Origin of the sequence: Methanoregula sp., from assembly GCF_049690535.1 — an archaeon.
In the GTDB taxonomy this organism is placed as follows: domain Archaea; phylum Halobacteriota; class Methanomicrobia; order Methanomicrobiales; family Methanospirillaceae; genus Methanoregula.
Genome location: NZ_JBAVMX010000106.1, coordinates 1 through 14,000 on the forward strand (window position 1 = coordinate 1; position 14,000 = coordinate 14,000).

Annotated in this window: 14 protein-coding genes; 7 read left to right on the top strand and 7 right to left on the bottom strand. The window is 52.9% G+C overall.

Going from position 1 to position 14,000, the window contains the following annotated elements:
- The 3 genes from WCE46_RS07940 to WCE46_RS07950 form a co-directional block, all read left to right on the top strand.
- The coding region (locus WCE46_RS07940; RefSeq protein WP_424733157.1) for a Kiwa anti-phage protein KwaB-like domain-containing protein at positions 1-800 on the top strand (800 nt) is incomplete at its 5' end.
- A gap of 31 nt (positions 801-831) precedes the next feature.
- Positions 832-1,470, top strand: a complete 639-nt coding sequence (locus WCE46_RS07945) for a hypothetical protein (protein WP_424733158.1) — start codon at positions 832-834, stop codon at positions 1,468-1,470.
- Between the two features lie 206 nt (positions 1,471-1,676).
- Positions 1,677-2,291 carry a flavodoxin family protein gene (locus WCE46_RS07950; RefSeq protein ID WP_424733160.1) on the top strand — a complete coding sequence of 205 codons (615 nt, stop codon included), beginning with the start codon at positions 1,677-1,679 and terminating at the stop codon, positions 2,289-2,291.
- Between the two features lie 149 nt (positions 2,292-2,440).
- Here the strand turns inward: WCE46_RS07950 and radC are convergent, their stop codons facing one another.
- Positions 2,441-3,103 (bottom strand): RadC family protein, encoded by a 663-nt coding sequence (radC, locus tag WCE46_RS07955; protein WP_424733161.1) that lies wholly within the window; start codon positions 3,101-3,103, stop codon positions 2,441-2,443.
- 182 nt (positions 3,104-3,285) lie between these two features.
- Here radC and WCE46_RS07960 point away from each other — a divergent pair, with 182 nt between their 5' ends.
- Positions 3,286-3,789 carry a rubrerythrin family protein gene (locus WCE46_RS07960; RefSeq protein WP_424733162.1) on the top strand — a complete coding sequence of 168 codons (504 nt, stop codon included), beginning with the start codon at positions 3,286-3,288 and terminating at the stop codon, positions 3,787-3,789.
- Positions 3,790-3,885: 96 nt separating this feature from the next.
- Here WCE46_RS07960 and WCE46_RS07965 read toward each other — a convergent pair whose 3' ends face one another.
- A complete protein-coding gene (locus WCE46_RS07965; RefSeq protein WP_424733163.1) occupies positions 3,886-5,139 on the bottom strand; it encodes a LamG domain-containing protein in 1,254 nt (417 codons plus the stop codon).
- A 174-nt stretch (positions 5,140-5,313) separates the two neighbouring features.
- Between WCE46_RS07965 and WCE46_RS07970 the strand changes: the two genes are divergently transcribed.
- Positions 5,314-6,465, top strand: a complete 1,152-nt coding sequence (locus WCE46_RS07970; RefSeq protein WP_424733164.1) for an FAD-dependent oxidoreductase — start codon at positions 5,314-5,316, stop codon at positions 6,463-6,465.
- A 111-nt stretch (positions 6,466-6,576) separates the two neighbouring features.
- On the opposite strand, the gene WCE46_RS07975 is transcribed toward WCE46_RS07970, so the two are convergent.
- The 3 genes from WCE46_RS07975 to tfrA form a co-directional block, all read right to left on the bottom strand.
- Complete coding sequence (locus WCE46_RS07975; RefSeq protein WP_424733165.1) at positions 6,577-6,810, bottom strand: hypothetical protein; 234 nt, start codon at positions 6,808-6,810, stop codon at positions 6,577-6,579.
- An 818-nt stretch (positions 6,811-7,628) separates the two neighbouring features.
- The gene (gene tfrB / locus WCE46_RS07980; protein ID WP_424733166.1) at positions 7,629-9,098 is read right to left on the bottom strand and encodes a fumarate reductase (CoM/CoB) subunit TfrB; all 1,470 of its coding nucleotides are present in this window, start codon (positions 9,096-9,098) and stop codon (positions 7,629-7,631) included.
- A complete protein-coding gene (tfrA, locus tag WCE46_RS07985) occupies positions 9,095-10,723 on the bottom strand; it encodes a fumarate reductase (CoM/CoB) subunit TfrA (RefSeq protein ID WP_424733167.1) in 1,629 nt (542 codons plus the stop codon). Before tfrA ends, tfrB begins: the two co-directional genes overlap by 4 nt.
- A 72-nt stretch (positions 10,724-10,795) precedes the next feature.
- Here tfrA and WCE46_RS07990 point away from each other — a divergent pair, with 72 nt between their 5' ends.
- Both WCE46_RS07990 and purM read left to right on the top strand, forming a co-directional pair.
- Positions 10,796-12,181 (top strand): aspartate kinase, encoded by a 1,386-nt coding sequence (locus WCE46_RS07990; protein ID WP_424733168.1) that lies wholly within the window; start codon positions 10,796-10,798, stop codon positions 12,179-12,181.
- On the top strand, positions 12,178-13,170 hold the full coding sequence (gene purM / locus WCE46_RS07995; RefSeq protein ID WP_424733169.1) for a phosphoribosylformylglycinamidine cyclo-ligase: 993 nt from the start codon (positions 12,178-12,180) through the stop codon (positions 13,168-13,170). Before WCE46_RS07990 ends, purM begins: the two co-directional genes overlap by 4 nt.
- A 78-nt stretch (positions 13,171-13,248) precedes the next feature.
- Here purM and WCE46_RS08000 read toward each other — a convergent pair whose 3' ends face one another.
- Both WCE46_RS08000 and WCE46_RS08005 read right to left on the bottom strand, forming a co-directional pair.
- A complete protein-coding gene (locus WCE46_RS08000; RefSeq protein ID WP_424733170.1) occupies positions 13,249-13,788 on the bottom strand; it encodes a ZPR1 zinc finger domain-containing protein in 540 nt (179 codons plus the stop codon).
- A 4-nt stretch (positions 13,789-13,792) separates the two neighbouring features.
- Positions 13,793-14,000: cell division protein SepF (locus WCE46_RS08005; protein ID WP_424733171.1), on the bottom strand; the 208-nt coding region annotated here is incomplete at its 5' end.

The window sequence follows — 14,000 nt, forward strand, 5'->3', positions numbered from 1 at the left end:
TAATTGGTTATGATATCCTCCCATGCACAGATGGAGATACAGTTATTGAGACTTTGCCACTTAAAGACGTCCCCCATCTTTCAGAGTTTATCGCAGGAATTGCCGATAAAAATATAAAAATAATTACTAAAAAAGACCTCTCCAAAATACACGGTTACGCTGTCAGAATTGAAAACGAAATCAATACAATCTATTTATTTAAAAAGAACACCCCAAAAAGATTGCTTGAAAAAGACAAAATTGCATATTTTTTTGGAGCCGAGGGACAATTTAGCGAAATTGATGACCAAATAATTACAATCGAAAAAATTTTCGACGCAGCAGTTCTCATTCCAAACCCCAAAAATCCAGCAAAAATAACCAAAATAGATACTGAAAATTTTTGGTTATCTGACGTCTATATTTTCTTTCATTATCCTTTTGAGTCATTTTTTGATTTCAAAGAGGCTTTTTCATTGGTAATTGAGAACAATCGTGGCTACCTTGAAGAAACAAAATTAGTTGATTCCGTTGACAATCTGGTTAGTTATTGTGGCGATAATGCACGGTTAATTAAAAAACTAGCTCGTATTGTGACGGCAAAGCAATTGGACGCAACCAAAATTGAAAAACTCAAAGAGGTTGCATTAAACTATAAATTAAATGTAAAATTCTCTAAAAAAGATGGAGAGGAAAGTGAAAAATTAACTGTAGAGAATGATACCATTCGAGAAGTACTGCATTTACTTGATGATGATTATGGTAAATCAGAAATCAGAAATCAAAAATGTTTGATGATTACAAAGAACGAAATACACTGATTTGTCACAATTCAAATCACAGGGGATTATAATGCCAGTAATTCAATCAGAAGGGGAACTTAAAACTCATTTAAAAGAACAAATTGACTTTTTACAACGTTCTGCAAAAGCATATGACGAGGGGTATACAAGCGAGGCAAAAAGGATAGCTATGGTACTTCGGATATTATTGCATGATACATCGTCTTCCACTTCATTAATGACACTACTAAACAAGAAAAAAATAAAATTTTACAATACTGCATCAACTTATTGCGCGGGCAATTTAGCAACAATGAGACTTATTAATATCGGGATGGGCGTCAAAGATGGCAAACCTTTTGCCTCCTATCATGCCCCTCTTGACAACCGCCCTCCCACAGTAAATGTAAATCGGAAAAGTGATTTTGATCAATGGTGGAATGAGACGGTAATTATAGACTTGTGTAAAAATGAATTTTCTCGAAAAAATTTAGTTCTTAATGTCTGCAATAAAGATGGCGGGGCACATATAGACCCAGAATTAAATCAAGCATATGCCGATTTAACCAGATTTAACTCATTAGGATGGGAATTTGGAAATCCCGATAGAAAATTTTCGTTAACTGAGCCCGAGTTGGCCAATATTCGTCAAATATGTCACGAAGTTTTAAAAACGTTTAAAGACGAATTTCCCGAATATTTTGTTTAGTTTTGTCACGATCCAAACCGCTAATAACCATCAATTCTTATTTTCACAAACCACAACTGCCGATTTTTGACAGGCTTATCTGAGATAGGCTACCTGCCGACAACTTGACAGAACCTGTTAGTACGAACTGGGTCATTTCTCCCTGACGTCTACTCACAATCGTTTCATATGCGAAGCTATATTGCGTTTTTTTCCCCAATGCTGGTATGAGCAAAAAGGTCATCGGACTCTTAGGCAGTCCCCTACCTGAAGGCAACACCGCACAGTTGCTTGCACGGGCAATGCAGGGAGCCAGGGATGCCGGTTGTGATGTGGAGCTCATAACGGTTGCAAACCTCGATTTCCAGGGCTGTCAGGAGAAATTTTTCTGCCAGGATCACGAGACCTGTATCCTTGACGATGATATGCAGCAGATTTACCCGAAATTTGTAGATATGGATGGCCTTATCCTCGCGACCCCGGTAATGACGATGGGAATTCCCGGCACGCTCAAATCGTTCATGGACCGGTTCCAGGTCTTTTTCATGGCCAAGTACCACCGGAAGCAACCTCTGGTGTCTCCGGATCAGAAAGCAGGACGCAACGGTCTTTTCATCTGCATCTCCGGGATGGATATTCCGGAAGTATTTGTCGGACCAAAACTGACGGTCAGGGCTTTTTTTGACATCATCGACTGCCAGTACCGGGACGAGCTCCTGATAAATGGCATGGACCGGATCAAGGATGTCAAAACAAGGCCGGATATCCTCGATGCAGCATATAAAAAGGGACACGCTTTGGGAGTGTCGCTTGCTGCAGCCGGGCAGCCACATGAGAAATAATGGATTAACCACAGATTACATCCGCTCAACTCTGAAAAAGACACCAGACCGACAAAAAAGAATATCCATCTGGGTAAAGCTGACCAACTACACTTTACACCCTATGTAATTACCGTTTCCGGATTATCTGTACCCGAGCCCGCGGATCATCAGACCAGCCCTTTCTCTTTCATGCTGGAAAAACCGGTCTTTGTGATGATGATATGGTCTAGAAGCTGGATCCCAAGCAGGGTTCCTGCCTCATGGAGCTGCCGGGTGATGGCGATATCATGGGTGCTTGCGTCAAGCGATCCTGACGGGTGGTTGTGTACGCAGATGACGGATGCTGCCCGGTCGGTGATCGCACCGGCAAATACTTCCCGGGGATGGACGAGACTGTGATTGAGGATACCGATCGTGACCACCCGGCTCCTGATTACCTCCCCGGCACCGGTCAGGCTGATACAGATAAAATACTCCTGCGGTTTTTCCCGGTAGGTTCCCACGAGCGGCAGGATATCCTCCGGTTTCTGGATCTTTATGGTAACGGAGGGTTCGTACCTGCGGCGCCCGAGTTCAAGGCAGGCCATGATCTGGGCGGCTTTTGTCGGCCCGATGCCCCCGATAGTCAGCACATCTTCATACCGGATCTCCCGGGTATGATCGCCAAACATCGCGGAGAGGTCCTTTGCGATCATACGGACGTCCCGGTTTATCACCCCTCTCCCAAGGATGGCCTCGATGAGTTCAGTGTCGGTGAGTGCCGCCACACCTTTTTTTGCGATCTTTTCCCGCGGGCGGTCATGCTCGGGGACATCTTTCATCTTTTTCATGATACGACCCGGGGCTGGCAGATACACGGTACCGGCACCTGTTCATGCATACGTATGCGTGGTTTTCCCCGGTCTATAACCTCTTTCATATTTATTCCGACAGATGCCGGCATCAGGACAATTTTATGATCCTTCTGCCCTATGAAGAATCTTTAAGTAAAACTCTGACTATACCTTCCCTCATGACAACCCAAAAGAATGCAATGGATGCATTTGCCGGCGAATCTCAGGCAAACCGGAAGTATCTTGCGTTTTCCGAAAAAGCTGCTGCCGACGGGTTCAAAAATGTTGCAACACTGTTCAAGGCAGCATCAGAAGCTGAGGCGATCCACGCAAAGAAGCTCTTAAAAGTACTCGGGATCATCGATACCACCCAGAAGAACCTTGAGGGAAGTATCGAAGGTGAGACCCACGAGTATTCCTCCATGTACCCTGCCTTTGTCAAAGAGGCTGAAGCCGAGAAGAAGAGCGATGCGGTGCTTGCATTTACCCTTGCCATGAAAGCAGAAGCGGTTCATGCAGACCTGTACAAAAAAGCACTTGCCGCTCTCAAAGCCGGTCATGATCTCGGCAGGGAGTCGATCTTCCTCTGTCCGGTCTGCGGCAATATCGAGATCGGAAAGGCCCCGGACAAGTGCCCGATCTGCGGGGTATTCGGAAAGCAGTTCCGCGAAATTACCCTTTAACTTTTTTTTAAATCTGTGATTCGAAAATCCACTGCACCCCGTACTCCATCCAGTTATAGGAGTCCGGTCCTGAATCGTGAATTGATCAAAATGGGTTTATGGTTTTTTGCTGCGTCGCTTATGGGCCCAGAATATAACCACCACAAGAGCAATCAGCGTCGCCCATGATGCAGAGTAGATCACGATGATTGGATATTCGAGGATTGCTTTTGGCAGCGACGATACCGGGTTCGGTTTCTGTGGCTCTGTCGCGGTGAACGCGACGCTCACCCCCGCCGGGAACCGGCCCGTGCCGCCGAAGAAGTGTACGAGCACCGTGGCATTGCCTGATACGATGGTGCCGGTGACGGGTGCGTTGTTGGTGGCCGGGAAAGCAACCGCCCGCGTGAGCCGGGTGTCCTGATCTTTGAGCTCCACGTACCACTCATCCGGGTAGACTCCTGAATAGGCATCCGTAGCCTGAATGGTCAGCTGCGAGCCGGGTGGGACTGCAATATGCCAGACCCCCTCTTCGGTCCGGTTTGAAAAGGTCAGGTCCCGTGATGCGCTCTCCCCGACACCCAGTACGATAGTGCCCGAAGTAAGAAAGGCTGGGGCCGTACTGTTGGGGAGCGACAGGATCCCTGTTCCCGGAGCAGCGGTGCACTGGAAACGGTCATCCATGACCTCCCCGTAGGAAAGTGCCCGGTTGTAAATCCTGACCTCATCGATCCCCCCGTTAAGATAATCGGGCTGGTTCTGGTCGGGTGTATCTACATTCCCTGCATTGGCGCCGACCTGAACATAATTAGCATCTGTGTAGCGGATTACCCCGGTTGTATTTACTTGGTTGCGGAGAATGCCATCAAGATAAATATCGGAGGTCTGGCGGTCATACGTACCGGTCACGTGGTGCCATTGCCCGGTACTGATACTCTCGTGCGGAATAACTACCGACACATCCCTGGAATTATCAAGGGCCAGCGTCCACCAGAGATCGTCCCCGTCACCGAATCCAAGCCGGTACCCCCCTCCATTATCGTATGTCGAGATTAGTGTCTGGGGTGCCGTGTTGTTTACGTAGAACCAGAGAGAGACCGTGATCGCATCGGTGGGATGGTTTTGTGAGGTGTACGGGATGGAGACGTAATTTGCATTCCCGTCCAGTATCAGCGCTTTCACGCAACCGCTGTTCAGAACACGGAGTACGCTGCCGTGGATCGTGCCGGTGTTTCCATTCCCGGATGCATCAAGGGCTGCACTGCCACTTCCCTCGTTGAAGTTGAGATAGACCGCCGGGCCGCTGGTAACAGGCGCCGTGCCGGATGCTGTAGCAACGGCGGGAATACTGATCAGCAGCACAAATACCATTCCCCAGACAATTCCCCGGTAAGGGTTACAGCCGGCGTTCATGTGCAAGGCACTTCTCCAGTCTTTTGTATAATGGGTGTATTAGGGCTCACGGGAAAAGAAATTTGCGTTTGTGCTTTGCCCGTCACATGCACCTGCACAATCTTTATATCCGTCGGAAACCTCTTCGCATTCATGAGTATGGTCACCGTCTATTCCACCAAAAACTGTCCGTACTGCCGGATGGCAAAGGCGTTCCTCGATAAACAGGGAGTTGCTTACACTGCCATCGATGTCGGTGCAGATGCCGTGGCGGCGCAGAAGATGATTGATCTCTCGGGCCAGCGCGGGGTACCGGTTATAACAGTCGATGATGATGTTATTGTCGGGTATGACTCAGAGCGGTTGAACGCACTGTTCGGGACACCGGCCGGGAGCGGGCAGTATGATGTCATTATCGTGGGCGCCGGCCCGGCCGGGTTGACCGCAGGTGTGTATTGCGCACGTAAACTCTTAAAGACCCTGATAATATCGGAAAATATCGGTGGCCAGGCGCTTGAATCCTGGGCGATCGAGAATTACATGGGCTACCGGATGATCACCGGTGAAGACCTGATGAAAAGGTTCGAGGAGCAGGTGCGCACGCTTGATGTCCGGCTTGAACTGGGCCGGGTGAGCGGTATTGCACCGGAGGACGGCCTTTTTGCGGTGAAAACCGCGTCCGGGATCACGATGAAAGCAAAAAGCCTGATCCTGACGCAGGGCAAACAGCCCCGGACGCTCGGAGTACCGGGTGAGGAGAAATACATGGGGCACGGGCTTTCGATCTGCTCGACCTGCGACGGCCCCCTCTACAAGGGAAAGAAGGTTGCCGTAGTCGGTGGCGGCAACTCCGGGCTCCAGACCGCAGTCGAAATGAGCGGGATCGCAGCATCGGTAAGCCTGATCGTAAGGAGCACGATCAAAGCGGATCCGGTGTACGTGAAAAAACTTGAGGGGATAAAAAATGTCGCCGTGCACCAGCATTCGCAGATCACAGCGCTTGCCGGTGATCCGTTCCTCGAGCGGATTACGATAACAACTGAAGGCGAGGACGACCAGAACATCGATGTCGACGGCGTATTTATCGAAGTCGGCTGGACGCCAAACACTGAGATCCTTGGTGGTCTGGTGGACCTAAACAACAGGGGCGAGATCATCGTTGACGTGGACGGATGCACGAGCCGGCCCGGGATCTTCGCTGCTGGCGATGTGACCGCTGTCAAAAGCAAGCAGATTATTATTGCGGCCGGTGACGGGGCGAAGGCTGCGCTCGAAGCGTTTGAGTACGTGATGAAACAGGGCTGATCTTTTTTTACTGGTGTACGGGTGCGGATCGGGCAGGAAAAATCTGGTCAGGCTGCCAACGATTTCGAAATGACACATTGTTAAATGCTGAAAAAAATATGATTTTACAACTCAACATTTTTTGGTTTCTCCAATCATTTTCTCAATTTTGTCTAAGCGTGCTTGAAGATTCTGACCTGATTTTAAACTGGCAATTTGAGAAGCACCGAATAGAGTAACAGCTGTACCAAAACCATAAAGTACAGCGGGCAGTGAAACACTTTGGGAAATCATGAAACCGGAGCCGAAAATCATCACCAGTGCACCAAAGCCAAGGATGATCCATGCAATAGTATGAGCGTTCATAGTGTTTACTACTCATCGAGAGTTTAAATTCATTATAGAGTGAAATTTCCCGCGCTCAAAAAATTCCGGAAGATCGCTGCGAAATTCGAAAAAATTCCTCCTTGTTGCAGGTCTCACTACGGAGATGCCGTGGGTCTTCGAAAATTGATCCGACCGATCGCCTTCCGGTTGCACGGTTCGAAATTTTTATGGCCGGATTTTTTCGGATGAAAATTTGAAATGCCGGAAAATTTCCGGGACCAGCCAGATTTCGTACAGGAAAAGATCCGGACAATATCATTCAGCCCCCCTCTTGCGCCACCAGTCCCCCGAGGGGGACGGGGCGCATTGCGATTCACTCGGTATTACCTGCACAAGAAAACCTCCAATCTTTCCATCTTTGCGTTACAGGTAATACGGCATTATCTCACTTTGGGGATGCCTACGCGGCGGGGGCGGCAGCCCCCAAGAGCGTTCCCATTCCCCAGAACCACTGTCGATCCCACCTTCTACGGATCGATTTTTCCGACGTAAAATTGAAAAACGCTCACAGCGGCCTCCGGATGGTCGATCTCCCTGTCAGATGACCAACTGGCCGATCCCAAAAATCCTGCCAACAGAAGCCCGCTATTATGCAGGTTTAAGTAGCCCTTAAATCGAGGCATTTTTAAAAATAAGCGATCAAATCGGGATTTTCCAGAGGTGTGGACATCGGTTCCTGTGGAGATGGGATACGGGGTCCGGAAACAGGAAATCGGAGACCAGATTAGGCCCGGATTTGGAGAGAGGAAGGTGGGATTGTGGGGGGTGTTTTAGACTCCAGTTACTGAATAACACATTTACTCTTTCCTCTTCTCCGCCAACCGGTCTTTCTCCCGGTAGCCTTCGAGCAAAACAGTTGCGATATTTTTCACCGGCTTGTCCGTGTGACTCGCGATGTGGAACTCGCAGAACGGACAGGATGTGATGACAAGATCTGCCCCGGTCTTTTTTATTTCATCGCCCCGTCGTTTCCCGAGGGCTGCTGCTTCTTCGGGCACTCCCGATTTCACCCCGCCACCTGACCCGCAGCAGATGGATGGCATCTCGACCAGATCGACCACCTGCCGGATGAGCTGCCGTGGCTCGTCTTTCACATCCTGCCCCCGCATCAGGTGGCAAGGGTCATGGTAGGTCGCTTTGATCGGGAGCCGGGCCGGGGGTTCGATCCCGTACTTCGTGAGCACCTGGTTGATGTCTAGCACCTCAAACGGCGTCACGTAATCGTTCTTGAGGGTCGAACCGCACCCAGCGCACATCGTCATCACGGTGTCGATGCCCCGGGACTGGAACGCGTCGATGTTACGCTGCCTGAGGGAATCGGTGATAGCCAGCTGGCCGGTCCGGATCAGGGGCGATCCGCAGCAAATTTGATCATGAGGGATGATCACACGTATGCCGTTTCTTTTGAGGACTTCGATCGCATCGAGCGCGGACTGCTGCTGGCGCATGTTGTACATGCAGCCGACAAAGAATCCCACGGTTGCTTTTGCCGGCCCGTTCGGCTCGATCCTTTCACCGACAAGCTCCATGAATGTTGGCGTGGTCCGGGTGACACTCCTGCCGGTCTCTTTGATGAGTGCGGCGACTTCCCGGTGCCGGGGCAGCGTGAACCCCCGCTGGTTTGCGAGTGCCCTGAGTTTCTCGATCGCTTTTCCCGGGATCTTTATCTTTTTCGGGCAGGTCGTATAGCAGGCCTGGCAGCTCGTACAGTTAAACAGGCCGTCCCGGATCGCGTCCGGTACCCGGTCGCCGGTGTCACGCGGGTCAAGGGCAAGCCTCATCTCCTGCCTCATTGCGGTCGGCCCGAGGAATTTTGTCACGTCCATCGCCGGGCAGACCGAGACGCAGGCAAGGCACTCGATACAGTCCCGCAGGGGTTTGATCGTGTCGATCTGTTCCTTTGTTGGAAATTTTGATTCCCCCGCTGCGGCCGGTTTCAGCGATGCGATCTGCTCGATCTTCGGGAGAAGATTGACGACGAGATCCTGTTTTACCGGGAGATTTAAGGGCGCAATCGTGATGCCGTCCTGCGCCTCCTCCATGCAGGCAAGCACCGGCTCCCCGTTCACCCGGACTGCGCAGCTCCCGCACTGCCCGGAGCTGCAGCAGTACCGGTACGCGAGCGTGGGATCGATCGTATCGTGGATCGCGTGCAGGACATGGAGGACCCGGGCACCGTCGTTTACGCTGACCGTGTAGGACTCGAAATGAGGGTCTTTGTCCGTTTTCGGGTCAAAGCGCTGGACTCTTACGTGCAACAACTTCATGCCGCTACCTTCCGCTTCTCGATCCCCTCGCGGTTTTTCGCGATGAATGTGTGGCCGTACGGCGAGTGCGCCGCGTCCCATTCCTGCGCAATATCGATCCTCATGTGGGCGCCCCGGGACTCCGGCCTGATCAGTGCCGAGTGGCAGATGAGCGATGCCGTCAGGCACATGTTCTCGACAATGCAGCAGTCCGCGAGGTTTTTCACCGACACTGCCTTAAGCGGCGCCTGCATGAGCCGGTTTATCACGGTGAGCGCATTTCTGAGTCCCGCCTCATCCCGGAAGATCCCGGCACAATTCCACATGGCCTGCTGGAGTTCCGTCCGGACTGCGGCCGGGTTTTTTGTTCCTGCAAGGAACCGGTCGAACCGCTCTTCCTGCCGGGTGATCTGGGCCGGGTCGATCTTCTTTACCCTTTTCTCCGCCCGGGCTGCAAATTCCCCGGCGCGTTTCCCGAAGACCTGCGTATCGGCAAGGGCGTTTCCGCCAAGGCGGTTTGCCCCCTGCACCCCGCCGGCAGATTCGCCGCAGGCAAAAAGGCTTGGCAACGTGGTCTTGCACTCGGGAGTGATTTTCAGGCCGCCCATGATATGGTGAGCGGTCGGGGCGACTTCCATCGGTTCGGTCCGGATGTCCACGCCGAACTTGAGGAACTGTTCGAGCATCACCGGCAGCCGGGTCTCGATCTGCTCCCGTGAAAGGTGTGTGACGTCGAGGTAAACCCCGCCATGCCGCGTGCCCCGGCCGTTTGCGATCTCGGTCGCGATCGCCCGGGCGACCACGTCACGAGTCGAGAGCTCCATACGGTCGGGATCGTATTTTTTCATGAACCGCTCGCCGAGCCGGTTTTTGAGGACGCCCCCCTCCCCTCGTACCGCTTCCGTGATGAGCCGGCCCCGGGCATCGTACGGATACACGGCGCCGGTCGGGTGGAACTGGATCATCTCCATATCGATGAGTTCCGCTCCCGCCCGATAGCCCATCGCAAACCCGTCGCCCGTCCCGCTTGAAGAGTTCGTGGAGACATCGTAGACCCGTGCCCCGCCACCGGTTGCAAGGATCGTGCTGTCGGCTTTGAGGACAACGATCGATCCGTTTTCGTCAAGCGCAATCGCGCCCGAGACCCGGTCGCCGTCTTTGAGCAGATCGATCACGGTCACTTCCTGGAGTTTTGTGACGTCCGCAGAATCTAGCTGCTCCACGAGCGTCATCATCATCTCGTGGCCGGTCCGGTCGCCCGCATAACAGGTCCGTGGGAACCGCTGGCCGCCAAATGCGCGCTGGGCGATCTCGCAGGTGTCTGTGAAATCGAAGACCGCACCCCACCGGATCAGGTCGTCCATACGCAGCGGGGATTCCTGCACGAGGATCTTTACGAGTTCCGGGTCGTTGAGGTATGCTCCCCCTTTGAGCGTGTCCTCGTAGTGGATCTCGCAGGAGTCATCTTTTCGGAGCACTGCGTTGTAGCCCCCTTCGGCCATCGTAGTACAGCCGCCTTTTCCCGCGATGGTTTTTGTGACAAGCACGGTGTCGCCTGAGCCCGCAGCCTCGATTGCCGCCCGCACGCCTGCGCCGCCGCTCCCTATTACCAGCACATGGCAGTCCACCACGTCGTCTGCATGCATATTATAATTCTGTGCGTCGTATGGTTACATAAATAAATGGTACAGCCAGAGTGAGCCGAAATGAGATTTCTGATGAAATTTGGCGGGACTTCCGTTGCCGATGCGCAGTGTATCCGGCGTGTTGTTGACATCCTTGAAAAACACCATAACGCCGGTGATGAACTGGCGGTCGTGGTCTCTGCACAGCGTGGCGTGACCGATCAGCTCATCGCTCTTGCAGAAAAACTTCCCACTGCACCGGACTGCACGGAGGTTGCGCCGCTCATTGCTGCGCTCCGCAAACGTCATATGACCACTCTTGAAGGGGCTGCACCGGATTATGTCGATGAAGTCGGAGCGGTTATTGAGAAACGGCTCGCAAGTCTCCAGCACATTCTTTCTGCGATCCACAACCTGCGGGAGCTCACGCCCCGGTCAAAGGATTACGTCATCTCATATGGGGAACGGCTGCTTGCACCGGTTGTCGGTGCGGCTCTCCGCCAGCGCGGTATCCCGTCGACCGTATTTGACGGCTGCGAGGCCGGTATCCTTACGACTCCCCAGCACGGGGAGGCAACCGCACTCGTTGAAAGCGATGATCGGATAAAAAAGAAGATCGGGCCTCTCTTAAAAAAAGAGATCCCGGTCATCATGGGATTTATGGGCTGTACCGGAAGCGGGATCATCACGACACTTGGCCGGAGCGGATCTGATTATTCCGCGTCCATCATCGGGGCCGGGATCGATGCGGACGAGATCTGGATCTGGACGGATGTCGATGGCATCATGACGTCAGACCCCAGAGTGATCAACGATGCCCGTGTCTTAAACAGCGTCTCGTACATCGAGGTCATGGAACTCTCGTACTTCGGTGCAAAGGTCATGCACCCCCGTTCGATTGATCCCGCGATGAGAAAGAACATCCTTGTCCGGGTGAAAAACACGTTCAATCCCGATGCCCCCGGCACGATGATCGTGAGAAACGGCCACCGGGACAGCCGGGTCGTTAAGGCACTCACCTACCTCGACAAGGTCGCCTCGATCAACATCAACGGCGCCCAGATGATCGGCAGGCCCGGGGTCGCAAAGGCGATCTTCTCCGCGCTTGCCGACAAGGAAGTCAACGTGATGATGATCACCCAGGGTTCAAGCGAGGCGAACATTTCACTTATCGTTGATGAGTCACACCTCCAGACTGCGGTTGCTGCCCTTGGTTTTCTTGCGAAAGATGGCATTGTGCGGGAAGTAACACACAACAAGGATGTCTGCGCCGTTGCCGTCGTAGGGGCCGGTATGGCCGGGGCCGCAGGATCGGGCGGGAGGATCTTTACCGCTCTTGGTAAGGCCGGGATCAATGTGATGATGATCTCGCAGGGTTCAAGCGAGGCAAACATTTCGTTTGTCGTCCGGCAGGAAGACGGCCCGCGTGCAGTCCGGGTGCTGCATGACGAGTTCCGGCTCTCGGAGGAATGTGAATGACCACAAATGCGTACAGCGAAGCGGGCGTCGATATCGATCTTGAAGCGACCGCAATCAGGGCGCTCATCAAAAACCTGAGTTTCAAACGGAAAGGCAGTTACACGATGCTTGGGAACGTCGGCCACTTTGCCGGCCTGATCGATTTTGGCCCCAAAGCCCTTGCCCTCACCACCGATGGCGTGGGTACAAAGATGCTCGTGGCAGACAAACTGCAGGACTGGAGCACGGTCGGGATCGACTGCATTGCAATGAATGTGAACGATCTCTACGTGATGCACGTGGAGCCAATCGCGTTTGTGGATTATATCGCGACTGACCGGCTCTCGGTTGAAAAGATGGCGCAGATCGGCCTTGGTCTCAATGAGGGGGCCCGGCTTGCGAACATCGACATCGTGGGTGGCGAGACCGCGTCGCTGAAGGGATTGGTAAACGGCCTTGACCTTGCCGGTACCTGCATGGGTGTCCAGGCAAAGGACAGGATCGTAACCGGTGAGAAGATCCGGCCCGGCGATAAAATTATAGGCGTCCCATCGACCGGCATCCACAGCAACGGCCTCTCGCTTGCCCGGAATGTTGTGGAGAAATATGCAGACTACGATGAGAAACTTTCGAGTGGAAAGACGCTCGGCCGCGAACTCCTCACACCGACCCGGATCTACCACGAGAGCCTGCATGTGGCCGACACCTGCACGGTGCACGGGATGTGCCACATCACGGGCGGCGGATTGTTGAACTTCCTGCGACTCTCAAAGTTCGGGTTCCGGTTCGACAACCCGCTTACTCCCCCGGAAATCTTCCGGTGGATACAGGAGACCGGGAAGATTTCGCCGGTCGAGATGTACCGGACGTTCAACATGGGCATGGGGTACTCCTATGTCGTCCCGCCGGCATCGGTGGACGCGGTGACAAAACTCGTGGAAGGCGCCCGGGTGGTCGGGGAAGTCATTGAGAAGCCGGGTGCGTGGCTCGGGAACGTACAGATTATCTGAGTCGGGATTTTTCCCGCTGCGATTCTTTTTTTTAGTGTGAAAAATATCTTCACAAAAAATTAAAAAACACGGGGGACTTTAGTCCCCGCACGCATTCGGCTCGTCCGGCACGAATGCGGTTTTCTCTGCCTTATCAGAGACAAGCACGCTGTTTCCCATCGGGTCCTGGATGATTATTGTTACAGGCAACCCGCCGGCTTTGATGCATTCGATCTTTTCAAGGAGCACGCGGCCGTTCTCTTTCTCCGTCTCGTCCCCGTCTTTTACCGCGATCTTGATAGCCTGGGCGATCCGGTCGAGCACTCCTTCAACATTGCTCACGAACCCTTCACAGGCTGGGCCCGGATCGATCCGGACGCCGAGCTCCGGGATCTCTAAGATACCGGTCATGCTCCGTACTACGCGTACATCTAGGTCTTCTTTTGTCGTGACCCGCATCTCGTACCGCACCGGCCCGGCATCTTTGAGGAGCTGGGTATCCACGTACCGGTAACCGCAGGACGGGCAGATGGCAGAGATAATAAGAATATCAGAAAAATAGGGGATATTTTCCGTCTGGTAGAGATATTCTATTTCGGTATTGCAGTATGGACACGGTCCCGGAACGATCGTGCGCAAAGGGTTATGCCCCGCCAATCTTGTCGCGCGAGATCTTCACGGACATCGGTGTCAGGACGACGTACCGCTGGTCGCCGAGGCCGATGATATCTCCGTTGACATCCTTTGCGACTTCCTTTAAGTCCTTTAAGACGCGCTCATAGGAGATCTTGTCCATTTTGAGGCGCGAGATATCGACGATCACGATATTCCCATTGTAGACCTCGTCTTTT

Coding starts and splice junctions, on each gene's coding strand:
- WCE46_RS07945 (WP_424733158.1), top strand. CDS start 832: ATGCCAGTAATTCAATCAGAAGGGGAACTTAAAACTCATTTAAAAGAA.
- tfrA (WP_424733167.1), bottom strand. CDS start 10,723: ATGCATGCAGACGACGTGGTGGACTGCCATGTGCTGGTAATAGGGAGC.
- WCE46_RS07990 (WP_424733168.1), top strand. CDS start 10,796: ATGAAATTTGGCGGGACTTCCGTTGCCGATGCGCAGTGTATCCGGCGT.
- tfrB (WP_424733166.1), bottom strand. CDS start 9,098: ATGAAGTTGTTGCACGTAAGAGTCCAGCGCTTTGACCCGAAAACGGAC.
- radC (WP_424733161.1), bottom strand. CDS start 3,103: ATGAAAAAGATGAAAGATGTCCCCGAGCATGACCGCCCGCGGGAAAAG.
- WCE46_RS07960 (WP_424733162.1), top strand. CDS start 3,286: ATGACAACCCAAAAGAATGCAATGGATGCATTTGCCGGCGAATCTCAG.
- WCE46_RS07975 (WP_424733165.1), bottom strand. CDS start 6,810: ATGAACGCTCATACTATTGCATGGATCATCCTTGGCTTTGGTGCACTG.
- WCE46_RS07965 (WP_424733163.1), bottom strand. CDS start 5,139: ATGGTATTTGTGCTGCTGATCAGTATTCCCGCCGTTGCTACAGCATCC.
- purM (WP_424733169.1), top strand. CDS start 12,178: ATGACCACAAATGCGTACAGCGAAGCGGGCGTCGATATCGATCTTGAA.
- WCE46_RS07970 (WP_424733164.1), top strand. CDS start 5,314: ATGAGTATGGTCACCGTCTATTCCACCAAAAACTGTCCGTACTGCCGG.
- WCE46_RS07950 (WP_424733160.1), top strand. CDS start 1,677: ATGAGCAAAAAGGTCATCGGACTCTTAGGCAGTCCCCTACCTGAAGGC.